23 protein-coding genes and 1 pseudogene are annotated in these 21,063 nt (G+C 61.0%); 7 read left to right on the forward strand and 17 right to left on the reverse strand.

The window, feature by feature from the left end; genetic code table 11:
• Window positions 1-4: 4 nt before the first annotated feature.
• The 8 genes from BLV09_RS13815 to BLV09_RS13850 are packed head-to-tail and all read right to left on the reverse strand — an operon-like array spanning window position 5 to window position 8,487.
• A complete protein-coding gene (locus tag BLV09_RS13815) occupies window positions 5-709 on the reverse strand; it encodes an ABC transporter ATP-binding protein (RefSeq protein ID WP_146687716.1) in 705 nt (234 codons plus the stop codon).
• Window positions 710-713: 4 nt separating this feature from the next.
• On the reverse strand, window positions 714-1,484 hold the full coding sequence (locus tag BLV09_RS13820) for an ABC transporter ATP-binding protein (RefSeq protein WP_100380534.1): 771 nt from the start codon (window positions 1,482-1,484) through the stop codon (window positions 714-716).
• Entirely contained in the window at window positions 1,477-2,466 is a 990-nt protein-coding gene (locus BLV09_RS13825) for a branched-chain amino acid ABC transporter permease (protein WP_146687717.1), read from the reverse strand. The genes BLV09_RS13820 and BLV09_RS13825 overlap by 8 nt, the downstream gene beginning before the upstream one ends.
• A gap of 16 nt (window positions 2,467-2,482) precedes the next feature.
• Window positions 2,483-3,367: a branched-chain amino acid ABC transporter permease gene (locus BLV09_RS13830; RefSeq protein ID WP_100380532.1), complete on the reverse strand. Its 885-nt coding sequence runs from the start codon at window positions 3,365-3,367 to the stop codon at window positions 2,483-2,485.
• Between the two features lie 54 nt (window positions 3,368-3,421).
• Window positions 3,422-4,675, reverse strand: coding sequence for an ABC transporter substrate-binding protein (locus BLV09_RS13835; RefSeq protein WP_146687718.1), 1,254 nt, complete (start codon window positions 4,673-4,675; stop codon window positions 3,422-3,424).
• 46 nt (window positions 4,676-4,721) lie between these two features.
• Window positions 4,722-7,115, reverse strand: a complete 2,394-nt coding sequence (locus tag BLV09_RS13840) for a xanthine dehydrogenase family protein molybdopterin-binding subunit (protein ID WP_146687719.1) — start codon at window positions 7,113-7,115, stop codon at window positions 4,722-4,724.
• A complete protein-coding gene (locus tag BLV09_RS13845; RefSeq protein ID WP_244549074.1) occupies window positions 7,112-7,612 on the reverse strand; it encodes a (2Fe-2S)-binding protein in 501 nt (166 codons plus the stop codon). Before BLV09_RS13845 ends, BLV09_RS13840 begins: the two co-directional genes overlap by 4 nt.
• Complete coding sequence (locus BLV09_RS13850) at window positions 7,609-8,487, reverse strand: FAD binding domain-containing protein (protein WP_146687720.1); 879 nt, start codon at window positions 8,485-8,487, stop codon at window positions 7,609-7,611. The genes BLV09_RS13845 and BLV09_RS13850 overlap by 4 nt, the downstream gene beginning before the upstream one ends.
• A gap of 187 nt (window positions 8,488-8,674) precedes the next feature.
• Between BLV09_RS13850 and BLV09_RS13855 the strand changes: the two genes are divergently transcribed.
• Together BLV09_RS13855 and BLV09_RS13860 are read left to right on the forward strand one after the other, a co-directional pair.
• Window positions 8,675-9,754, forward strand: a complete 1,080-nt coding sequence (locus BLV09_RS13855) for an LLM class flavin-dependent oxidoreductase (protein WP_146687721.1) — start codon at window positions 8,675-8,677, stop codon at window positions 9,752-9,754.
• Between the two features lie 58 nt (window positions 9,755-9,812).
• Window positions 9,813-10,688: a polysaccharide deacetylase family protein gene (locus BLV09_RS13860; protein WP_146687722.1), complete on the forward strand. Its 876-nt coding sequence runs from the start codon at window positions 9,813-9,815 to the stop codon at window positions 10,686-10,688.
• A gap of 24 nt (window positions 10,689-10,712) precedes the next feature.
• Here the strand turns inward: BLV09_RS13860 and BLV09_RS13865 are convergent, their stop codons facing one another.
• The 4 genes from BLV09_RS13865 to BLV09_RS13880 are packed head-to-tail and all read right to left on the reverse strand — an operon-like array spanning window position 10,713 to window position 13,708.
• The gene (locus BLV09_RS13865) at window positions 10,713-11,393 is read right to left on the reverse strand and encodes a TetR/AcrR family transcriptional regulator (protein ID WP_100380526.1); all 681 of its coding nucleotides are present in this window, start codon (window positions 11,391-11,393) and stop codon (window positions 10,713-10,715) included.
• Complete coding sequence (locus BLV09_RS13870; RefSeq protein ID WP_146687723.1) at window positions 11,390-11,962, reverse strand: flavin reductase family protein; 573 nt, start codon at window positions 11,960-11,962, stop codon at window positions 11,390-11,392. The genes BLV09_RS13865 and BLV09_RS13870 overlap by 4 nt, the downstream gene beginning before the upstream one ends.
• Before the next feature lie 9 nt (window positions 11,963-11,971).
• Window positions 11,972-13,198 (reverse strand): acyl-CoA dehydrogenase family protein, encoded by a 1,227-nt coding sequence (locus BLV09_RS13875; protein ID WP_146687724.1) that lies wholly within the window; start codon window positions 13,196-13,198, stop codon window positions 11,972-11,974.
• Between the two features lie 12 nt (window positions 13,199-13,210).
• Window positions 13,211-13,708 (reverse strand): VOC family protein, encoded by a 498-nt coding sequence (locus BLV09_RS13880; RefSeq protein ID WP_146687725.1) that lies wholly within the window; start codon window positions 13,706-13,708, stop codon window positions 13,211-13,213.
• Between the two features lie 150 nt (window positions 13,709-13,858).
• Here BLV09_RS13880 and BLV09_RS13885 point away from each other — a divergent pair, with 150 nt between their 5' ends.
• Window positions 13,859-14,755, forward strand: a complete 897-nt coding sequence (locus BLV09_RS13885) for an NAD(P)-dependent oxidoreductase (RefSeq protein ID WP_146687726.1) — start codon at window positions 13,859-13,861, stop codon at window positions 14,753-14,755.
• Between the two features lie 30 nt (window positions 14,756-14,785).
• Complete coding sequence (locus BLV09_RS13890; protein WP_146687727.1) at window positions 14,786-15,859, forward strand: amidohydrolase family protein; 1,074 nt, start codon at window positions 14,786-14,788, stop codon at window positions 15,857-15,859.
• Window positions 15,860-15,870: 11 nt separating this feature from the next.
• Here the strand turns inward: BLV09_RS13890 and maiA are convergent, their stop codons facing one another.
• Window positions 15,871-16,530, reverse strand: a complete 660-nt coding sequence (gene maiA / locus BLV09_RS13895) for a maleylacetoacetate isomerase (protein WP_146687728.1) — start codon at window positions 16,528-16,530, stop codon at window positions 15,871-15,873.
• A 245-nt stretch (window positions 16,531-16,775) separates the two neighbouring features.
• On the opposite strand from maiA, the gene BLV09_RS13900 reads away from it, so the two are divergent.
• From BLV09_RS13900 to BLV09_RS13910, 3 genes and pseudogenes are all read left to right on the forward strand, one after another.
• Window positions 16,776-17,030 (forward strand): hypothetical protein, encoded by a 255-nt coding sequence (locus BLV09_RS13900; protein ID WP_146687729.1) that lies wholly within the window; start codon window positions 16,776-16,778, stop codon window positions 17,028-17,030.
• Window positions 17,031-17,071: 41 nt separating this feature from the next.
• Window positions 17,072-17,335, forward strand: a complete 264-nt coding sequence (locus BLV09_RS13905; RefSeq protein WP_244549075.1) for a DUF6894 family protein — start codon at window positions 17,072-17,074, stop codon at window positions 17,333-17,335.
• Between the two features lie 130 nt (window positions 17,336-17,465).
• Window positions 17,466-17,687, forward strand: a pseudogene (locus BLV09_RS13910) (DUF2171 domain-containing protein); the annotation flags it as partial.
• A 120-nt stretch (window positions 17,688-17,807) separates the two neighbouring features.
• Here BLV09_RS13910 and BLV09_RS38040 read toward each other — a convergent pair.
• From BLV09_RS38040 to BLV09_RS13930, 4 genes are all read right to left on the reverse strand, one after another.
• Complete coding sequence (locus tag BLV09_RS38040) at window positions 17,808-18,086, reverse strand: hypothetical protein (protein WP_146691112.1); 279 nt, start codon at window positions 18,084-18,086, stop codon at window positions 17,808-17,810.
• A gap of 110 nt (window positions 18,087-18,196) precedes the next feature.
• Entirely contained in the window at window positions 18,197-18,547 is a 351-nt protein-coding gene (locus BLV09_RS13920; RefSeq protein WP_146687730.1) for a hypothetical protein, read from the reverse strand.
• A gap of 107 nt (window positions 18,548-18,654) precedes the next feature.
• The gene (locus BLV09_RS13925) at window positions 18,655-20,136 is read right to left on the reverse strand and encodes an ATP-binding cassette domain-containing protein (RefSeq protein WP_146687731.1); all 1,482 of its coding nucleotides are present in this window, start codon (window positions 20,134-20,136) and stop codon (window positions 18,655-18,657) included.
• Entirely contained in the window at window positions 20,136-21,062 is a 927-nt protein-coding gene (locus BLV09_RS13930; RefSeq protein ID WP_146687732.1) for a branched-chain amino acid ABC transporter permease, read from the reverse strand. The genes BLV09_RS13925 and BLV09_RS13930 overlap by 1 nt, the downstream gene beginning before the upstream one ends.
• Window position 21,063: the final 1 nt, after the last annotated feature.

Consider the following 21,063-nt stretch of genomic DNA (forward strand, 5'->3'; position numbering starts at 1 on the left):
CCCCTCACACCGAGCAGTAACGCTCCTTGATCTCGCTGTCTGCGAGCAATTCCCGTGCCGAAGCCTGATGAACCACCGTGCCTTGATCCAGGACATAGGCGCGATCGGCAATATCCAATGCCAATTCCACGTTCTGCTCGACCAGCAGCACCGTGGTCCCCTGCGCCTTCATGGCGCGAAACAGTTCGAACATTTCATCGACCAAGACGGGCATGATCCCTTCCGACGGCTCATCGAGCATGATGAGATCGGGTTTTGATATCATCGCCCGCGCGATCGCCAGCATCTGCTGCTCGCCGCCGGACATCGTGACCGCTTCCTGATCCAGGCGCTCGGCGAGCCGCGGGAAAATGCTCGCGATGCCGTCGATCAGTTCAGCCTCCCGCTTCTTCTGGGGCGAAGCGACGAGGCCCAGCCGAAGATTTTCCCGCACCGAGAGGCCCTGCACGATACGCCGCTCTTCCGGCACATAAGCGAGCCCAAGCGCGAAACGCAGGTGCGCCGGCTGGCCCAGCAACTCCTTGCCCTTGAACGTGACGGCCCCACGCGTCTTGTCCAGAAGCCCCATGATGGACTTCAGGGTTGTGGTCTTGCCGGCGCCGTTGCGCCCGATCAGGCAGACGATCTCGCCCTTGGCGATCTCGATGTCGATATCCTGCAGCACGTGGCTGGCGCCATACCAGGCGTTCAGGTTGCTGATCTGCAACATCCGCTCAGTGCTCCCGCTGGCCAAGATAGACCCGCTTCACGGCCTCGTTCTTGCGAACCTCCGACGGCGTTCCTTCCGCAAGCAACTCGCCGTGATGCAGCACCAGGATGCGATCGCTGATTCCGAGCACCAGCTTCATCTTGTGCTCGACCAGAATGACCGTCCGTTCGCTCGCGAGCTTGACGATCAGGTCCATCATGGTGCGGGTTTCTTCCGGGCTCATTCCGGCGGTCGGCTCGTCCAGCAACAATAGCCGCGGCCGGCTTGCCAGCGCCATTCCGATTTCGAGCGCGCGCTGCTCGCCATGCGCCAGCGTTTTTGCTGTGCGGCCGCGTGATTCCCACAAGCCGACCCGTGCCAGCAATTCATCGGCCTGTTCGGTCAGTTCGCGAAGCCTCGCGCGCGGACGCCACATATCGTAGCGCGACACCAGCGCCTGAAGTCCGATGCGGATATTCTCGCGCGTCGTCAGTTGCGGAAACACGTTGGTAATCTGGAACGACTTGGCCACCCCCATATGGGCGAAGCGATGCTGCGGCAATCCCGTCACATCGCGGCCTTCGAACTCGACAGTCCCGTTCGTCGGCGCGAACGCGCCGGACAACAGATTGAAATAGGTGCTCTTTCCGGCGCCGTTCGGGCCGATGATCGAGGTGATCGCGCCCTTGGGAAATTCCGCCGAAATATTGTTCAGCGCGACGAACTTGCCGAACATCTTGCCGACGCCCTTGGTGCGCAGGATCACTTGCCGCGATTGATCGTTGGCGTCAGTCATGCTTGCCACGCTGGATCAGCGTTCCCCAAATGCCGGCCGGGAAGAACAGCACGCAGATCATGAAGATGGCTCCGACAATGAGTTGCCAGTGCACCGTCCAGACCGAGACCAAATTCTCGAGCAGCAGAAATGCCGCAGCCCCGATCATCGGCCCGAAGAATGTTCCCATGCCGCCGAGCAGCGCGATCATCACCACGATGCCCGAGGTGTCGTAGTGCAGGATTTCGATCGGCACGATCGACAAATGCAGCGCCTGCAGGGCACCGGCCAGCCCGCAAAACCCGCCGGACAGGATGAACGTGATCAAGCGCGTCGCGGTCACATCGTATCCGGAGGCTTTGGCGCGCGCCTCGTTCTCGCGCACTGCTTCGATCACGGCGCCGAAGGGCGAAGCCAAAATCCGCGACAGCACGAAGAAGGCTGCGATCACGAAGGCCGCGATCACATAATAGCGGGTCAACGGATTGATGAAATCGAGCTTGAACCCGAAGATGCCGATATCGCGGACATTGATGCCGCGAAGGCCGTTCTCGCCGCCGGTCCAGTCGACGGCCTCATAGAACAGGTAGTACACGCATTGCGAGAGCGCCATCGTCACCATCGCGAAGTAGATGCCGCGCGTTCGAATGGCCAGCACGCCGATCAGCGCCGCCATCAACAGGCCGCCGACAATGCCGAGCGCAATGGCCGCATACCAGGGCAGTCCAAAATGCGCGATCGCTATGCCGCAGAAATAGGCACCTGTCCCGAACAGCGCGGCGTGCCCGAAAGACAATAGGCCGAGGTAGCCATAAACCAGATTGAAGCCGAGCGCGTAGAGACCATAGATCAGGATGTTGGCGGCCAGAGCCGTAAACGGCATGACCAGCGGAAACACCAGAACGACCAGGCTCGCGAGGCTGGCGCGATGCCGGGTCGCGAACTCAAACCAGCTCTCAGGCGCCGCCTGCGTCCGCAGGTATGGCTCGGTCAATTCATTCATGGCTCGGACTGCACCTTCAACTCATCAGCCCGGCGCGGCCGAAGAACCCTTGCGGCCGAACGATCAGGACGATCGCCATCAGCGCGAAGATCGAGACCTTGCCCATTTCCGGTGCGAACAGCGAGGTCATGCTGACGACGACGCCGACCAGAAGACCCGCCAGCACGGCGCCGCCGATCGATCCCATGCCGCCGACGACGGTGACGACAAAGGCCTCGGCCAGGATGGTCCCGCCCATCTCGGGTATGACGCCTTGCAGCGGGGCCGCCAGCAATCCCGCAAAGCCCGCGATCGCGGTCCCGATCCCGAAAACGATCAACCAGACCTGCGCGACATTGACTCCCAGCACACGGACGATTTGCGGATCGCGCGCGCCCGCGCGGATGATCAGGCCGAAGCTGGTCTTTTCCAGGAATAGCCAAAGCGCGAGCAGGACGACAGCGGCGGCGCCGATGACGAACAAACGGTAGAGCGGAAAATAACCGACGCCGATATTCACCGCACCCTGGAGGATCTCAGGGGTATCGAAGGGAATTCCGGTCTTTCCGAAGGCGATCCGTACCAGTTCGACCATCACATAGCTGAGGCCGAACGTCAGCAGCAGCGGATAGTCGATCCCCCGGCCATAGAGCGGCCGGATCAGGAAACGCTCGACGACCAGACCGAGCAGTCCCACGGCCAACGGCACCCCGATCAGGCAGATCCAGAAATTGCCGCCAAGCATGAGGATGTAAACCCCGACATAGGCCCCCACCATGTAAAATGCGCCATGGGCAAAGTTGACCACGGTCAGCATGCCGAAGATCAGGGAAAGACCGATCGCGAACAGCACATAGATCGCGCCCAGCGCAAGGCCGGCGAACAACTGCAGCGCGATGAGATCGAAGCTCAGACCGTCCATGCGTTTCCCCAAACAGCGATGCGCGCCCGCGAAGGCGCGCACCGTTTCACGACGTCAGGCCTTGTGGCCAAGCTCTTCGCAGCTTCGCAGATTTGCCTCATTGGGTTCGTCGGTGCTGATGATCTGGAAGACGTCGGACTCGTTGCGCAAGTCCTTTGACTTCGACTGGATGACCAATACCGACTGGACCGATTGATGATCGCATTTGCGATAATATTGCGGTCCCTTGTAGAAATCGTATTTCAGCGCTTCCAGCGCCGCGATCACCTTGTCGGTGTCGACGCTGCCCGCGTTCTTGACGGCGGCAAGCACGGTGCGGACGCCGCCATAGCCGAGCGCGCCGTAATCGGTCGGCAATTTCCCGTCATACATCTTGCGGAACGCTTCGTTGAAGGCCTTGGTGGAAGCGAATTTCTCCTCAAGTCCCCAATAGAAAGAACATCCGCCGATCACGCCCTCGAACGCCTGAGGTCCCGCCGCGACGCGGCTGGCATGGGAAAGCAGCGGCGCGATGATTTGCGTGGTCTTCTTGACGCCGAAATCGGTCGCCTGTTTCAGCGCGATCTGCTGATCGCGTCCGAAATTGCTGATGCAAAGAATATCCGGCTTCAGCGCCTGGATGCGCGGCAGCAGCGTCGAGAAGTCGGTGGTGCCGAGCGGATGACGGATATCGCCGAGGTTCTCGATGCCGAAGGTTTTGCCGACTTCGAGGAAGCCGCGCACCATTTCGTGCCCATAGGCATAGTCGGCGGTCAGGAACGCGACCTTCTTGCCGAATTTTGAAAACGCGTAGCGTCCGACCGCTCCAGCGGTCATGTGCGGATTCAAGGCTTCATGGAACGTGTATTTGCTGAAATCAGCAGCCTCGTTGATGGCATCGGACTGGCTGATCGAATTGAAGATGACGCCGCGCTCTTTGGTGACGTTGTTGATCGCAAGCTGGACCGCGGCAGAAAGACTGCCGACCACGAAATTGACCTTCTCCTTTTCAACCAGCTCCAGCGTGCGCGTTGCCGCTTCGCCGGGATTGAGCTTGTCGTCGCGCACGACCAATTCCGCCTTGCGCCCGTTGAGAGCGCCGGCATCGTTGAACTCGGCGATGGCAAGCTGGGCGGCGCGCACCTGGTCCTGTGCTTCGGCGCCGTAAGGTCCCGTCAAAGGAACCGGAAAGCCGATCTTGATATTGGCTTCCTGCGCCTGAAGAAGATTGATGCGAAAGGGCGAGGCGGCAAGTGCGGCTCCCGCGCTGACCGTCGTCAGAAGGCGGCGGCGGGATATCGATCCGGATTTGGTGATGCTTTTTGTCATAGTGTCCTCCCAGGCTATTTATATTTGATCTTGTTTGTATCGTCGCTCAAATTCGTCCCAGTGCGGTCAGGATAACCTGCGGCGTCAAGGGAATCTCGGTAATAATAGCGCCGAACGGCTTCAACGCATCATTCACGGCATTTGCCACCGCGGCCGCCGCCCCCGCCGTGCCGGCCTCTCCCGCGCCCTTCGCGCCCAGTTCGGTCTCGGCAGTCGGCGACACCACATGGCCTACGTCGATGTCGGGCATTTCACCGGACATCGGCACCAGGTAATCGGCCATATTGGCGTTGGTGAGCTGGCCGCGCTCGTCGTAGATGCATTTCTCGAACAGCGCGGCACCGAGGCCCTGCACCACACCGCCCCTGATCTGCTCGTCGACCAGTTGCGGATTGATGATGGTCCCGCAATCCTCCACCACCCAGTGCCGGAGCAGCTTGACGAAGCCGGTATCGGTATCGACCTCAAGCCACGACGCCTGAACGCCATTGGTGAAGGCAAACGGATATTCACGGGGCACGAAATGCCGAGTCGCGATCAATTCAGGCTGAAGGCCCGGCGGCAGCGTGTCCGGGCGGAAATAGACGATCCGCGCCAGTTCGTTCAATTCGATGCGCTGCACGCCGTCGCTTGCGTTCACGACCGCGTTGTTGACGATGTCGAGTTCGGATGGCGAGGACTGCAGGATAGCCGCCGCGACATCGAGGATATTGCTGCGCAGAACCTTCGCGGCCTGAAGTGCTGCCTCTCCGCCAATCCCGGCGCCGCGCGAGGCCCAGGTGCCGCCGCCATAGGGCGTGTTGTCGGTATCGCCCAGGATAACGCGGACACGTTCCATCGAGACGCCGAGCACGCTGCCGACGATCTGCGCCGTCAGCGATTCCGAGCCCTGCCCCTGCTCCGTGATGCTGGTCTGGCAGATCACCGATCCGGTCGCGTCCATCCGCACCGCGACGCCATCCTGCGACGAGATGCGGGCGCCGCCGACGCCGTAAAACGCCGCGCTCGGATTGGTGATCTCGATGAAGCTCGCGATGCCGATGCCGCGATGAATGTTCTTCTTCCGCAGCGCCGCCTGCTCGGCGCGCAGCGCGTCATACTTCATCATCGCCATCAGCTTGTTCATCGCGGCGTGATGCGACAACAGTTCGAACTTCAGACCCGCGGCCGAGGCGCAGGGATAGGCGTCATCGGGAACGAGATTACGGCGGCGGATCTCGACCGGGTCCATGCCGATCTTCAACGCCGCCAGATCGACCAGCCCTTCCGTCACCGAGCACGCCACCGGATGGCCGACGCCACGATACTGGCACATGACGTTTTTGTTCTGAAAGACGACGCGGGCCCGCGCGCGATAGTTTTTGGTGACGTAGGGTCCACCGACCAGATTGACGATCTGATTGGCTTCGATGGCGCTGGTGCGCGGATACATCGAATAGGGACCGATGCCGGTAAGATCATCGATCTCGAATACCGTGATCGTGCCGTCGCGCTTGACCCCGATCCGCCCCTTGCAGCGATGATCGCGGGCATGAATATCCGTGTTGAAGCTTTCGACCCGATCAGCGACATATTTGATCGGCCGGCGCAATAATTTTGACAGCGCATAGGTCGCCATCTCGTCAGCGTAGACGTGGACCTTGATGCCGAACGAGCCTCCGACATCCTTGCAGACCACGCGAACCTGCGAGTCCTGCAGACCTAAGTGCAGCGCTGCGATGTTCTGCACCATGTGCGGCGCCTGCGTGCCCTGATAGATCGTCAGCCGCGCCTCGGCGACGTTCCAGTCGGCCACCACGGCGCGCGGCTCCAGCGTCACGCCGGTATGCCGCCCGAAGATAAAGTTCGCTTCCACGACCTCATCGGAATCGGCAAACGCCTGATCGACCGCACCGGCATCAAGGTTCCGTTCGAAAGCGAGGTTGTCACCGAGCGAGGCGTGAATGACCGGGGTTTCCGGATCGAGCGCGGTGCGCATGTCCGTCACCGCCTCCAATTCCCTGTATTCAACCAGGACGGCTTCCGCCGCGTCCTCGGCCACAGCACGGCTGGTCGCGACAATCGCCGCGACGGCCTCGCCCTGCCAGCACACATGGTCGATCGCGATCGCATGCTGCGGCGCGGATTTGAGGCCCTTCATATGCGAGAGCACGCCGACCCACGGCGTGATGACCGCGGACAATTCCTTGCCGGTCACGATGGCGATGACACCCGGGACGCGCTTTGCCGCCTCGGCGTCGATTCCAATTATTTGGGCGTGCGCATGGGGCGAGCGCAGGTACACCACATGCGCCATCCGCGGCAGCTCCATGTCGCTGACATAAAGCCCGCGTCCCTGCAGCAGCCGCTCAAGGTTGGGCCGCGGCACCACCTTGCCGATATAGGAATTCGACCGGTCCAGCACCGAGAGACCCTCAGGGCTTGCGGGTGCCATGGTCATGGCGTGCGCTCCATGCGCGCTCGCGCCGTGGCCTCGACCGCATCGACAATGGCCTGATAGCCGGTGCAGCGGCAATAATTTCCAGAAAGATGCTCGCGGATCTGCTCGCGATCCGGCTCGGGTCGCTGCTTCAGCAGATCCTGCGCAGCCATCAGCATTCCCGGCGTACAGAATCCGCATTGCAGCGAATTGCGATTGTGAAAGGCGGCCTGCAGATCTGCGATTTCGCCGCTATCGGACAAGCCCTCGATGGTTTCGACGGATGCGCTGTGCGTCTGCACCGCCAGCATCAGGCAGGAGCGAACGATGTCACCGTTCACGCGCACCGTACAGGCGCCGCAGACGCCATGCTCGCAACCGACATGCGTTCCGGTCAGGTGCAAATGCTCGCGCAGGAAGTCCGCGAGGTTAAGGCGCGGCAGCACATGCGCATCGACCTGCTCGCCGTTGACCTTGAGCGAGATCGGCACAGGCGGGATGAGCAGTTGGGCCGTCACGCCGGCCCTCCGTCAAGGTCAGTGCGGTCCAGCAGAGTGGACACGCAGCGAACCAGCAACACCTTTGCAAGATGCCGGCGCATCGCGGCGGACGCCTGCTGATCCTCCTGGGGATCAAGCTCTTCGCCGAGCGCCGTCGATGCCTCAGAGAGGATTGCAGGCGTGACCGGAATATTGACCAATCTCGCTGCTGCCGCAGCCAGGATTGGCCGGTCACTGACCGCAAAGAATGCAACGCGAAGATCGGAAAAAACCCCACCCTGCACAATCGCCTGCGCCGCAACGCCGACGATGGCGTAGTCGCCATGCCGCCGCGCAAATTCGTGAAAGAAGTGCGCCGAGCCCTCTCGCGCGACCGGTACCTCGACGGCAACCAGCAATTCCTGCGCCGACAGCGCCGTCTCGTAAATTCCGGTGAAGAAATCTTCGGCCGCTACGCGCCGCTCGCCGTCCTGACCGCGAACGATGATGGTGGCGTTGAGCGCCACCATGCAGGCCGGCAATTCCGATGCGGGATCGGCATGGGCGAGGCTGCCACCAAGTGTGCCCCGGTTGCGGATTGCGGGATGCGCGACATGGGCAATCGCTTGCGTCAGCAACGGCACATGCACCGCGATTTCAGGCGAGTTCAACAGATCGACATGACGCGTCAGCGCGCCAATGCTGAGCACATCGCCCTTGAGCTCAATTCCCCTGAGCTCGGCGAGCTCGCCGATATCGACGAGCAGTTCCGGAGATATCAAACGGAGATTCATCGCGGGCATCAGGCTTTGGCCGCCCGACAGCACCTTCGCCTTCTCGCCATGCGCGACGAGCAAGTCGAGGGCGTTTCCAACGCTGGTTGCGCGCGCGTAACTGAAAGCCGAAGCTTTCATCAGACGTGTCCTCCCCGGCCAATTTTTCGGCGTATTTCTTGCGATTAGAAGGCTGCGACTCCTAAAGGTCAAGTTTGTTTATCGAACGATTATTTGAGAGACATTCGACTTTCGGACGTGGCATAGTAGCGTAAAGGACGCGCGGCATAAGACGCGGCAAAAAGTTCGGCCCAGGGAGGGGCATGCAATGAAACTGGGTTTCTTCACGATGCCGATCCATCCGCTCGACAAGGATTGGCGGCAGTCCCTCAAGGAGGACCGTGAAGCTTTCGTGCTGGCCGACGAGCTGGGTTTCACCGAGGCCTATGTCGGGGAACACATTACCGACAAGGCCGAGAACATCACCTCCAGCATCGCGTTTCTGGCGTGGGTCGCTGCCGCCACCAGGCAGATCCGGCTCGGCACCGGTACCCTCAACATGCCGAACACCCATCCGGCCACGGTGGCCGCCTCGATGGCGATGCTCGATCACATGCTCGACGGACGCCTGATTTTCGGGATCAGCCCCGGCGGACTGCTGTCGGATGCGGAGATGTTCGGCAATCTCGACGCCAATCGCAACGAGATGTTTCTGGAAGCGATCAACCAGGTTCTGGATATCTGGGCTGGCGAGGCGCCCTACAACATCAAGGGAAAATACTGGAACATTTCGACGCAGAAGACCCTGATCGAAGATGTCGGCCAGGGATATGTGGCGCGGCCATTGCAGCAGCCGCATCCGCCCATCGTCGTGACCGCGGTCGCGCCATTTTCAAAAGGTGTCGAGGAAGCCGCCGCACGCGGCTGGGATCCGATTTCCGCGAACTTCCTGATGCCGGCCTGGGTGAAAAGCCATTGGCCCAGGTATGTCGAGGGCTGCAAGCGCGGCGGCCGCGCGGCCGAGCCTGCGAACTGGCGCGTCGCCAAGAGCGTTTTTGTCGCCAAGGACGCGGCGACGGCCAAGGCCTACGCCACCGACCCGGACGGGCCGTATGTTTACTATTACCGCTCGTTGTTGACCAAACTGAAAGCCAACGGCCGCATCGAACTGTTCAAGACGCGCCGCGACCAGCCTGACGACGAGGTGACGCTCGAAATGATCTGCGACAAGTTGATCATCCATGGAACCCCCGATAGCGTTGCCGATCAGTTGCTGGCTTTCCAGGACGAGGTCGGAACCTTCGGCACCCTGCTCTATGCCGGCAAGGACTGGAAGGACCCCGAGCTCGGACGCCAGTCGATGATCCTGATGGCAGAAAAAGTCATGCCGCGGGTCACCGCAGCTTAGCTCGAAACAGACCACCGCCGCGGAATAGTCCGCGGCCAATTGAAGAAGGTTTTTCGCCGTGGCTTTTACCGATCGCATTCCCTATCTGGCGCAAATCGACCGGCCGAAACTGCGGTTGCCGGACGGCAAGAAGCTCGCGGTATGGGTCATCCTTAACGTCGAGGAGTGGCGGATCGAGAATGCGATGCCGCGAACCGTGCTGAGCCCGCCGATGGGCCAGCCGCTGCTGCCCGATGTGCCCAACTGGTCCTGGCATGAATACGGAATGCGCGCCGGCTTCTGGCGGCAGTTCAAGGCGTTGACGGACCGCAACATGCCGGTGACCCTGGCGTTGAACGGCAATGTCTGCAATTCCTACCCTCGCGTGGCTTCGGCCGCACGCGAAGCCGGCTTTGAGTTCATGGGCCACGGATTTGTTCAGGGCCCCATGCACAAGTTGGAGAACCAGGCCGATGCGATCAAGCGGGCGGTCGACACCATCGCGAAATTCTCAGGCAAATCGCCGAGGTCATGGGAAAGCCCGGGCCTGACCGAAACCGAGGAGACCATCGATCTTTTACGTCTCAACGGTATCGAATATCTGGCCGACTGGGTGATCGACGACCTTCCGCAGGATATCGCAACACCTCACGGCGTCATGACCACGGTTCCATATTCGGTGGAAACCAACGACATCGTGATCCATGCGCTGCAGCATCTCTCTTCCGAACAGTTTTTGAAGCGCTGCACCGATCAGTTCGACCGGCTCTATTTGGAAGGCGCAACCAACGCGCGGATCATGGCGATCTCGATCCACCCGTACATTACCGGCGTGCCGCATCGCATCAAATATCTGGAAGCATTGCTCGACTACGTCATCGGTCACGATGGCGTCGCGCTGATGACCGCCAGCGAGATTGGCGACTGGTATCGCGGGGAAATGGCGAGGCTGTAATCCGAAGCCACGCCGCTCGCCGGTCTATCCAACCGCCTTGACCGGCGCGCGCGCGGCCCCGGATGCGAACGTCCGCTGATAGCCGCTTAGAAAAGTTTCCAGTGCGTCGCTGATCACCTGCTCTTTGTCTTCCAGAACGGGAGATTCGTAGATGTATTTGCGGACCCCGTAATAGAAAATTCCGCCGTGAAAGACCCAGGCCAGTTCGAGTTCGGCCGCGCTCGGCTTGCCTTGCGCAGGCAACCCCATCTCATGCCGGCATTCCCTGACAATGCGGCTCAGGATCTTGTCCCTGACCATGCCGACATACCACCGGTTCATATCGAGCCCCTTCAGGCCCGAATAAAGATAGATCCGAAGCCATCTGCGCGTGAAGATCAGCTTGGTATAGGCGCTGTAGAATTCCTGCAGCCGGCTGCGCAGGGGCCGTGAGCGATCGGACAAGAGCTTGTCCCAGCTGGCATCGAGCGGCTCCAGGTACACCGTGCGGTACACCTCCTTGATCAGATCGTCCTTGCTCGGGAAATAGCGATAGAGCAGCGGCTGGGTCACCCCGAGCCGGCGCGCGAGATCGCGCGTGCCGCCGCCAAATCCCTCTTCGGAAAAGAATTCGGTCGCCTTGGCGACGAATTCCTTGCGGCGATCATCCGGGGAAAGCCGCCGCTGCTTGGCACGAGCACGCTTGGGCGGGACTTTCTTGCTCATGACGACCTGTTCGATCCTGGGACGCTGTCAGGCGGGCTAAATAGGCCGTAGCTGCCGCGCGCAAACAGCAGCGGCTCCTGCCGGTTATAGGCATAGGCCTCGACCGCGCCTAAGAAAATGATGTGGTCACCGCCATAATAGCGGTTGGCGGCGCGGCACTGGAAATTCGCAACGCAATTGGCAAGCACCGGCGCGTTGCCAAGCCCCGGCGTCCATTCGACGCCCGCGAACTTGTCTTCCGAGGACTTTGCGAATTTGTTGGAGAGCGCCTGCTGCGAAGCGCCGAGGATATTGACCGTGAAGTGGCTGGCGTTCTGGAAGATGCTCAATCCTTGCGAAAACATCCCCAGGCTCCAGAGCACGAGCGGCGGATTGAGCGATACCGAGGCAAACGAATTGCAGGTCAGGCCGTACGGCTTTCCATCCCCTGACGTCGCCGTGATGATGGTGACACCGGTGGCATAGGTGCCCAGCGCGTTGCGAAAATCGCGCGGATCGATCGCGGAACTATCGCTGGCCAGTTCGGCGGCCGGATCCGGATTAGTCGGGTGCTTGGGGGCGTCGGTCATCCGGCAGTCTCAAAGAGTCAGGTTTTCCGATGGCAAGCCAAGCGCAACACGACCGTAATTGGTGCCGGCCGCATCGAAATTGAAAGCCAGGTGAGAATTGATCGCGTGCCCGTCGCGGAACTGGCGTTGCAGGGCGCCTGAGATGAACAGGCTGCGCGCGCCGCTCGCCGCAAACAAAAGCGACACCGCTTCCGTGCAGAGATTGACCGAAAAGGCGCCGTCGCGCCGCAACCGCGTTTTGGCCGCGATGTGAGGAATGTGGTAACGCCGGGCGTCCGTCATCGCCGCGATGCAGTTCGAGCGCATCAGCAGCCGCGCGGTATCGACCTTGGCGGAAGCTTCAGCGATTTTGATCTGCGTGCTCTGCATGTCGCCGATCTTGGCGCGGTTGTAGGTCGAAACGCGATGCCGCGCGATTTCGACATAGTCGTCGAGACAGGCTTGCGCATTTCCCAACGCCACTCCCGACAGCACATAGGGAAACAGCGAAAACACCGGCAGCGCATAAAGCGCGTTCGGATTGACGCTGCTTCCCGGCGTCGGGCCGCCGGCGAGATCGCTCGCCGAGACAGACATGTGCTCCGCGACAAAGGCGCCCGCGACTTCGACGTCGTTGGATCCGGTGCCACGCAATCCGGCCGCGTTCCAGGTGTCCTTGACCTTGTAGTCCCGCTTGTTGAGCAGAAAAATCCGGTATTCGATCCCATCGGCTTCGTCATCGGATGAAACGACGCTGGCAAGCATGTTCCATTCGCAGGACTCGACGCCGGACGAGAACGGCCAGCTGCCTCGCAGCAGATATCCGCCATCGACTTTCCGGGCGCGCCCGGCCGGAAAGATAAACGACGATGCGATCAGCGTGTTGGCATCCTTGCCCCAGACCTCGTCCTGCGCACGCCTGTCGAACATGCCCAGCATCCAGTGGTGGCTGGCGAGGTTGGCGAAATTCCAGGCCACCGACGCATCGCCCTGCCCGAGCGCATCGGCGCAATCGACCAGCGCGACATAATCGAATTCGGATCCTCCCACCCGCTTCGGCTGCACCACCCGGAACAGGCCGGCGTCGTGCAGGTCACGTTCGGTCTCCGGCGGCAGGCGCCGCAGCTCCTCGGTCCGCGACGCACGATCGCGCAGTTTCGGAACGAGCGCTTTGGCGCGCGCGATCATGGCCAGGTAGGCATCATGGTCCGGTCCCATGGCTGGGCTTGTGTCCGGCGTCCGATCAACACTTGCCATGTGCGACCCTCGCTACCTTGCCCGGCGTGCGGGCTTGAGATGCGGCCGATCCAGATAGAGCGACGCAGACAGTCCTTCCGCATCCTGTTCGGCGAATTCAGTCAGCAATTTCATCTCGGGAATTCGCGAGCGGTCCAGCGTCTCGACATCGGGCCAGTCGATCTCGATCAAATTTCCGGCGGGATCGCGCAGATACATCTGCACGCAGCCATCCGGAAGCTCGTTCACCGGATTGCGGAACGCCGTCGAATCCAGGGCACCCATGGCCTTGGCCGCGTCATAGGCGGCGTGAAAGTCATCCACGTCGACCGCGAAGTGCTGATAAAACGGAACCTGGTCTTCGAGTTCGAAGATGTGCAACTGCAGATCGCCGCAGCGGAGATATTTGGTCTTGAAACCAAAATTGTAGCTGGGAATGGCCTCCATACCCAGCACAGTCTCGTAGAATTTTACCGACTCCGCGAGATCCTTGGTACCGATCGACAGATGGTTGAAGCCGGTAACCTTCATGACGCGTCTCCCTTGAACAACGATTGCTGCACTGCACTGCAACGTAGCCGACTGACGCGACCTCGTCCTTGTTTATCGCTTGATCACTAGTTATTCAAGGCGCGGCCATAGCTGGATCGCAACCGTTCACCTGCTCCGCTGGAGACCTTCATGAACAAGACTGTTGGAATCATTGGCCTCGGCATCATGGGAAGCGCGATCGCGCCCAATCTGATCGAGCGCGGATGGCGGGTGATCGGCTTCGATATCGACGCCGCGCGCCGAGCGGAGCTTTCGAAAGCCGGCGTCATCATTGCGGCGGACGCCACGCAGGTCGCTCGTGACACTCCCATCATCATGACGAGCCTGCCCACGCCCGCCGCGGTCATGGACGTCGCGCAGACGATCGCCAATTCCGGGCAGCCGCCACGGATTGTGGTCGAGCTCAGCACGCTCGCCCTCGCCGACAAGCTTCGCTTCGAGGCTATTCTGAACAAAGCGGGTCACATCGCGCTGGACTGCCCTCTCAGCGGAACCGGCGCGCAGGCGAAGCTTCGCGATCTCGTGGTCTATGCCAGCGGCGACAGCCGCGCCATCGCACAATGCACCGGCCTGTTCGCCGACTTTGCCAAGCAAAGCGCCGATCTCGGCGCATTCGGCAATGGCAGCCGGATGAAATTCGTCGCCAACCATTTGGTCGCGATCCATAATGTCGCCACCGCCGAGGCGATGGTGCTGGCGGAACGCGCCGGGCTTGATCCGAAAATGGTGGTCGATCTGGTCGGTCCGGGTGCGGGCGGCTCGCGGATGTTCCAGATGCGCGCGCCAATGATGGTCGAAGGCGTCTATGAACCCGCAACCATGAAAGTCTCGACCTGGAAAAAGGACATGGCGATCATCGCCCAGTTCGCCGACGATGTCGGCTGTGAAACACCGATGTTTACGCTGACCCAGCCGGTCTACACGCAGGCAATGGCGATGGGATTAGGCGATCAGGACACGGCGTCCGTCTTCGAAGTGTTGAAGAAGACCATTATCACGGATCCCAAATCGGGCGCGGGGCAATAGCCGAAAATTCCTGAAAGCCGAGGCACCTCCATGATCGATCGCAAAAATCGCTATGGCCGCACCGCCGCCCGTATCCATGATGCCGACGGCCTCGCCCGGCGTCCGGCTTCCCCCACCATCGACATCCACGCCCACATCGTGATCCCGCAGGCCGCGAAACTCGCCAAACCGCATATCGATATCAGCCGGAACCCGCTGGCGCATTTCTCCGATGCCGCCAGCAGGGAGGTCAACGCACAGCAGGAAAAGGATGTCGGCGAGGTCATGACCACGATCGACCGCCGCCTGCGCGACCTCGACAGCATGGGGATCGATATTCAGGTCGTGGCACCGGCGCCAGGCCAATGTTATTACTCGATCGATCCCAAAATCGCCGAAGCCGCGCATCGCCTCGCCAATGATGGCGTCGTCGAATATTGCTCGCGTCGGCCGGACCGTTTTGTCGGGCTCGGCGTCGTGACACTGCAGGAACCCGAGATCGCGGTCCGCGAACTCGACTACGTCATGAACGACCTGAAATTGAAGGGGGTCGAAATCCTGACCAATGTCGATGGCCAGGAATTGTCAGATGAGAAATTCCGCCCGTTCTTCGCCAAGGCCGAGGAGCTCGGCGCATTCATCATGATGCATCCGAACGGCTTCACCCATGGGGAGCGTCTGACCCACTTCTATTTCAACAACGTTCTCGGCAATCCGCTGGAGACGACGCTGGCGCTTCACAACCTGATCTTTTCGGGAACGCTGGCGCGCTTTCCCGACCTGAAGCTGATGGCCGTGCATGGCGGCGGATATCTCCCCGGCTATTCCGGCCGGATCGACCACGCCTGGGGTGCGCGGCAGGACGCCCATGGCGAGCTGCCATTGCCGCCGACGACCTATCTGCGCCAAGTCTATCTCGACACTGTGGTTTTTACCTATCACCAGCTGGCGTACATGATCGACGTATTCGGCCCTGATCGTATCGTGATGGGCACCGATTACCCCTTTGACATGGCCGAATATAACCCGATCGGGCATATCGCAGGGGTGCACGGGATGGACGAGATAACGCTGGCCCAGATCGCCGGCGGCAACGCCGCCCGGGTGCTCGGCCTCGATCTCTGAGGCCGGCTCGCTTAGTGGGGCGCGCTCGCCGTCTTGAATCCCGGTTGCTCGAACGGATGAGACGTGGCGAAGGCCGGCATCTCAAAACAACGGCCGGCTAACACGGCCACCGCGGGAAAAGCGTCCAGTCCAAGTTTGAGGTATTGCGCGGTCACAACCTGGCCCGCAATGCAGATATCCGCGATCCCCGGCTCCGCACCGAGCGCAAAAGGCGCTGGCGCCCGGCGTGCAAGCAGCCGTTCATAGGTCGCAAGACCTTCGGTCGTCCAATGCCTGCCCCAGGCCTCGATCGCTTTGGCATCGGCGCCGAAGGCTTCGGCCAGATGATTGCGGACCCGAGGCGTCACCAGCGGATGCGCATCGGCGATCGTCATCAGCGCCAGCGAGCGCGCATAGGCCCGCTCCTTCACATCCTCCGGGATCAGCCGCGGTGTGGGGTGGATATCGTCGAGATATTCGATGATCGCCAGCGACTGGTACACGGAATGCCCGTCATGGATAAACGTCGGCACGACGCGCTCGGCATTGACGGCCGCATAACCGGGCTCGAATTGTTCTCCGGAAAGGATATCGATCGGGATTTCCTCGAACGGCAATCCCTTGAGCTTCAGGGCAACCCTCACACGAAATGAGGCAATCGAGCGCCAAAAGCCGTAGACTTGAATACCCATCAGACGCCCCTTTTACTCATACAATGCCGGGCTTCACCGGAAGCCGTTCTTGGTCACTGACACATTCAACACCGCTGAAAGTGGCTCATTCCATAACCGCACCACGGCGTCAAATCTGACCTGGCGCCCCTTTGAACGCGCCCTCTTCGCTTTTTAGCCCGGAGCATCATCGGCGCCGGCCGGCGGAGGGAACCGCGGGCCGACCTCGTGCGTTGCTGCGTCGCCTGGAAAAATCGGTCAAATCCATGCGCACAAAGACATCGGCCGCATTGCTCTCATCCGCTCTGAAGCTGGCAAGTCATGCCGCCATGGGGGTCGCCATGGGTCTGGTTTTCGTGATCGTCCTGACGCGCTTCGATCCAGCGGGGATCATGACCCTGATCAGCGACAGCTCCAGTCCCCAGACGCCATTGATCCTGTTCGAAGCGGCCGTCGTGCTGTCGTTCGCGGTCGGCGCGACGTTGACAGGTCTTGTCTTCATGATGACGGAAGATAGCTGACACGGCGCTGCGATACCAAAGAACTACGGCACCATCGATCATTGGCCGGAACGCCTTTCCCGGCACGGCGTTCTTCACCCATGCCTCGATATCATTTTGATCTGATTGGAAAGCAGACGATCATCGACCAGAACGGCCTCGATCTGGCTGATGATATTTTGGCGGCCGATGCAGCGGATCGGCTTGCCAATGAGCTTTATTCCGTCAGGCCTGAGCTGCGACAGCAACATTGCTCAATTCTGGTGACCGACGAGGAAGGCGAGGAAATTTGTCGCTCGCAGATATGGGACCCGGTTCGGGATTAGGTACGACAGGCTTCCCTATTTTGGACGCTTCTGTGACGCTTCCCGGCTCTGTGACGCTTCCCGGCCGAAAGGCAGATAGCAACTTGCCCGGCGTGCATGCGTTAGCTTCGGAGTGTGTCAGGAGCTTAAAATGACGAATACCGCGCAGATCAAAGAGCACATGGACGTCATCTCGTCCGATAAAAAGATGGTCGGGAAAGTCGACCACCTGCAAGGCTCCGACAAGATCAAACTCACCAAGCAGAGTTCGCCCGACGGCCAGCACCATCATTTCATTCCGGTATCGTGGGTCGACCACATCGATCAACACGTCCACCTGAACAAGTCAGGAGCCGATGTGACGTCGCACTGGCAGCACGAACAGCGATATCGACGGCTCAAGGCTGCCTGCGAGCTAAGGGATCGCGATCTCGGATCACAACGAAGGCTGCTTTGGAAAGCCTGGCCGCTGGGTCGCAGCCGGGACCGCCATTTATTCGGCCGCAACCTTGCTCGGCTTCTGAGCCAGATCGCGATCCATCACAGCCCGGCAACCGGTGCTCAGGTCAGTCCGATGCTTCATCATGCAAGCGGTGATGCGGGGAATGTTGGGAATTTCGGAACTGCACAGCCGAAACGCGTCGCCGGTGCACATCTGCTGCGCCTCGGCGCTGAAGGCAAAGCTCGAGGTCGACGACAGCGCCGAGACAGATACCGCGAACGCTAGCGCCAGGCCGGCCTGACGGATTGTCGGGTTACGGAAGAGGGTCATTTTCAGCTCCCTTGTCGCCCGCAGGCCGCGGCGCGTTTGTGATGGCGGAGTATCGATTGGGTTGAAACCAATAGGTTATGACGGCAATCACGCTGCAAAATTTGGACAGATCACCAATAAATGCCGTGCCGATGCAGCTCGGAGATGACCTGCGCTTCCACCGACGCGCGCCGGTGTGTATGCCTCGTCGCCTTGGGCGCTTCGGAGGCCTTGGGAGCCACTGGGGTTGCGGAAGCATCCGCGTTTTTCGGCGTGGCAGGCTGGCACTGTGTCGCCGCCGGCTGCTCGGTCTTGGTGTCAATGACTGAAGGTTGCTCGACAGCTTTCGGTGTCTCGACGGGCGCGGCCGGCTCAGCAACGGCCGGATCGTCGTTCGAGGCCAGCGTCAGACCTCTCGTCCCGCCGGCCTGCGCCGTTGCGGACACCAGAACCATCACCGTAACCAGAATGAATTTGCGCATGTGAGCCTCCTGTTGTTCGACAAGGAGGCTAGGCCGATTCAATCGCCGGTTATGTGATAAACATCACACAGCCGATTAATCGGGAATGCCGGCCAGAGATGAGGGCTTCAGAGGTAACCCTCGCCGGCCTCGGCGGCAAAGCGGCCGGGATCGCCTTCCCACACGATCCGGGCATGTTCGAGCACATACACCCGGTCGGCATGGGGCAGCGCGAAGGTCACGTTCTGCTCGCCCAGCAACACCGTGATCGGTGTGGTTTGACGCAGCTTCTCCAGCGCCTTCGACAACAGCTCGAGAATGACCGGCGCAAGCCCGAGCGTCGGTTCATCGAGGATCAGAATTTTCGGCTGCATCATCAGCGCGCGGCCGATCGCCAGCATCTGTTGCTCGCCGCCACTCAGCGTTTGCGCCAACTGGCCCTGACGCTGTTGCAGGATCGGAAACAACTCGAACAACCATGCGAGCTGCGTGGCCCTCGCCTCGTCGGTCAGATGCTGACCACCAAGATCGAGATTCTCGCGCACGGTCATTTCGCCGAACAGCTCGCGCGACTCCGGACACTGCACGATGCCGCTGCGCGCGATGCGCGCGGCGCTGGTGCCGCGCAGCTTTTCGCCGCCGCGAAGGATCTCGCCGGTATAGGGAAGGAAACCCGAGATGGTGTTGAACAGCGTGGTCTTGCCGGCGCCATTGAGGCCGACGACGGAGACAAATTCACCCTCATGCACGTGGATCGAAACGTTCTCCAGCGCCTGCGCCTTGCCATAATGGACGCTGACGTTCTCGACCTGCAGCAACGGCACCTTGTCCTTGAAGCTGGTTTCCGGTCGCGCCGATGTTTCGATCGCGCCGCCAAGATAGACCCGCCGCACGGTCTCGTTCCGCATCACCTCATCGGCGCGGCCGGTGACGATTTCCTCGCCGAGATACATCGCCAGCACGCGATCGACCAGCGCGGCGACGCTCTTGACGTTGTGATCGACCAGCATCACCGCGCGCCCCTCGTCGCGGAAGCTGCGGATCAGTTCCGAGAATGTGCCGACCTCGGCCAGCGTCAGCCCCGCAAACGGCTCATCCACCAGCACCACCTTGGGGTCCCGGGCGATGGCCTTGGCGAGCTCAAGCCGGCGCAGGTCGGCGAATGGCAATGTGGGCGGGCGCCGATCCATCACAGCGCCCAGCCCGACGCGGTTGGCGATCCACTTGGCCCGTTCCGTCAGCGCCTTGTCGGCAAACAGCATCAACAGGCTGTCCGGCAGCAGCGCGACCATGATGTTCTCGAGCACCGTCTGCCGGTTCAGCGGCCGCGAATGCTGAAACACCATGCCGAAACCCTTCCGCGCGATCTTGTGCGCAGGAAGGCCGGCGACGTTTTCGCCCTGAAAGATGACATCCCCCGCGGTCGGGCGCTCGATGCCCATCACGCTCTTCATCGCGGTGGACTTGCCCGATCCGTTCGGGCCGATCAGGCCGAAAATTTCACCGGCGCGCAAATCGAAACTCAGATTCTTGACGGCGGTGAGCCCTCCGAACCGCTTGGTCAGGCCGCGGACTTCGAGAACGGGTGCGTTGTTGGTCGTCGTGTCCATTACGAGCGGGCCTCGCGTGAAAGGGCCGCTCCGAGGAAACCGCCGGGGAAGAACAGGACGACGAGCAGTGCAACGGCGGAGACGATGAACGTTGCCAGCTCACCGGTTGGCCTGAGGAATTCACCGGCAACGATCAGGAAGATCGCTCCGAGGGCCGCGCCAAGCACGGTGCGGCGCCCGCCAAGCACCGCGGCGACGATGACGTTCACGCCGACAGCCACGTCCACCACCGTGCCGACAGACGCGGTGCCGAAATAGAACACCAGCAACGCGCCTGATAGCCCTGAGAAGAAGGCGCTGACGATGAAAGCCGCGAGCTTATGCTTGACGATGTTGAAGCCAAGCGCGCCGGCCTGAACCGGATCCTGTCCGCTCGCCTGCAGCACGAGGCCGATCGGCGACTGCGACAGCCCATACAGGATAGCTGCGCTGATGGTCATGAAGCCGAGCGCGATCCAGTAGTTGATGTTGGCGTCGATCGTGATGACGTCAGGAATGGTCAGACCGATTTCGCCACCGGTGAGATCGGCGAACACCACGATGAAATTCTGCAACATCAGCACGGCGACAAGGGTCGTCAGTCCGAAATAAGGACCGCGCACGCGCAGCGCCGGGAGTGCCAGCACGAAACCCGCAACCACAGCAGCCAGCGCGCCAAGCAGGATGCACAGATACACCGACCATCCATACTGATTGTTGAGGATGCCCGCGGTGTAGGCGCCGACGCCGATCAGAAAGGTGGGACCGAAATTCACTTCGCCGGCGAAGCCGAACAAGAGATCCCAGGACATCGCGAATACGCCGAAGTAATAGGCAACCGTGAGCAGGCCGAGAATATAGCCGGACACGTAGAGCGGCAGCGTCGAGGCGACAATGACGACCACGAGCGAGATGAAGAACAGCCGCGATTTAAAGAAGTCAGCCATG

It is taken from the genome of Bradyrhizobium canariense, from assembly GCF_900105125.1.
In the GTDB taxonomy this organism is placed as follows: domain Bacteria; phylum Pseudomonadota; class Alphaproteobacteria; order Rhizobiales; family Xanthobacteraceae; genus Bradyrhizobium; species Bradyrhizobium canariense_A.

Excerpts from the sequence above, each read along its gene's own strand:
- BLV09_RS13815 (WP_146687716.1), bottom strand. The coding sequence starts at position 709 with ATGTTGCAGATCAGCAACCTGAACGCCTGGTATGGCGCCAGCCACGTG.
- BLV09_RS13820 (WP_100380534.1), bottom strand. The coding sequence starts at position 1,484 with ATGACTGACGCCAACGATCAATCGCGGCAAGTGATCCTGCGCACCAAG.
- BLV09_RS13825 (WP_146687717.1), bottom strand. The coding sequence starts at position 2,466 with ATGAATGAATTGACCGAGCCATACCTGCGGACGCAGGCGGCGCCTGAG.
- BLV09_RS13830 (WP_100380532.1), bottom strand. The coding sequence starts at position 3,367 with ATGGACGGTCTGAGCTTCGATCTCATCGCGCTGCAGTTGTTCGCCGGC.
- BLV09_RS13835 (WP_146687718.1), bottom strand. The coding sequence starts at position 4,675 with ATGACAAAAAGCATCACCAAATCCGGATCGATATCCCGCCGCCGCCTT.
- BLV09_RS13840 (WP_146687719.1), bottom strand. The coding sequence starts at position 7,115 with ATGACCATGGCACCCGCAAGCCCTGAGGGTCTCTCGGTGCTGGACCGG.
- BLV09_RS13850 (WP_146687720.1), bottom strand. The coding sequence starts at position 8,487 with ATGAAAGCTTCGGCTTTCAGTTACGCGCGCGCAACCAGCGTTGGAAAC.
- BLV09_RS13855 (WP_146687721.1), top strand. The coding sequence starts at position 8,675 with ATGAAACTGGGTTTCTTCACGATGCCGATCCATCCGCTCGACAAGGAT.
- BLV09_RS13865 (WP_100380526.1), bottom strand. The coding sequence starts at position 11,393 with ATGAGCAAGAAAGTCCCGCCCAAGCGTGCTCGTGCCAAGCAGCGGCGG.
- BLV09_RS13870 (WP_146687723.1), bottom strand. The coding sequence starts at position 11,962 with ATGACCGACGCCCCCAAGCACCCGACTAATCCGGATCCGGCCGCCGAA.
- BLV09_RS13875 (WP_146687724.1), bottom strand. The coding sequence starts at position 13,198 with ATGGCAAGTGTTGATCGGACGCCGGACACAAGCCCAGCCATGGGACCG.
- BLV09_RS13880 (WP_146687725.1), bottom strand. The coding sequence starts at position 13,708 with ATGAAGGTTACCGGCTTCAACCATCTGTCGATCGGTACCAAGGATCTC.
- BLV09_RS13885 (WP_146687726.1), top strand. The coding sequence starts at position 13,859 with ATGAACAAGACTGTTGGAATCATTGGCCTCGGCATCATGGGAAGCGCG.
- BLV09_RS13890 (WP_146687727.1), top strand. The coding sequence starts at position 14,786 with ATGATCGATCGCAAAAATCGCTATGGCCGCACCGCCGCCCGTATCCAT.
- maiA (WP_146687728.1), bottom strand. The coding sequence starts at position 16,530 with ATGGGTATTCAAGTCTACGGCTTTTGGCGCTCGATTGCCTCATTTCGT.
- BLV09_RS13900 (WP_146687729.1), top strand. The coding sequence starts at position 16,776 with ATGCGCACAAAGACATCGGCCGCATTGCTCTCATCCGCTCTGAAGCTG.
- BLV09_RS38040 (WP_146691112.1), bottom strand. The coding sequence starts at position 18,086 with ATGACCCTCTTCCGTAACCCGACAATCCGTCAGGCCGGCCTGGCGCTA.
- BLV09_RS13920 (WP_146687730.1), bottom strand. The coding sequence starts at position 18,547 with ATGCGCAAATTCATTCTGGTTACGGTGATGGTTCTGGTGTCCGCAACG.
- BLV09_RS13925 (WP_146687731.1), bottom strand. The coding sequence starts at position 20,136 with ATGGACACGACGACCAACAACGCACCCGTTCTCGAAGTCCGCGGCCTG.
- BLV09_RS13930 (WP_146687732.1), bottom strand. The coding sequence starts at position 21,062 with ATGGCTGACTTCTTTAAATCGCGGCTGTTCTTCATCTCGCTCGTGGTC.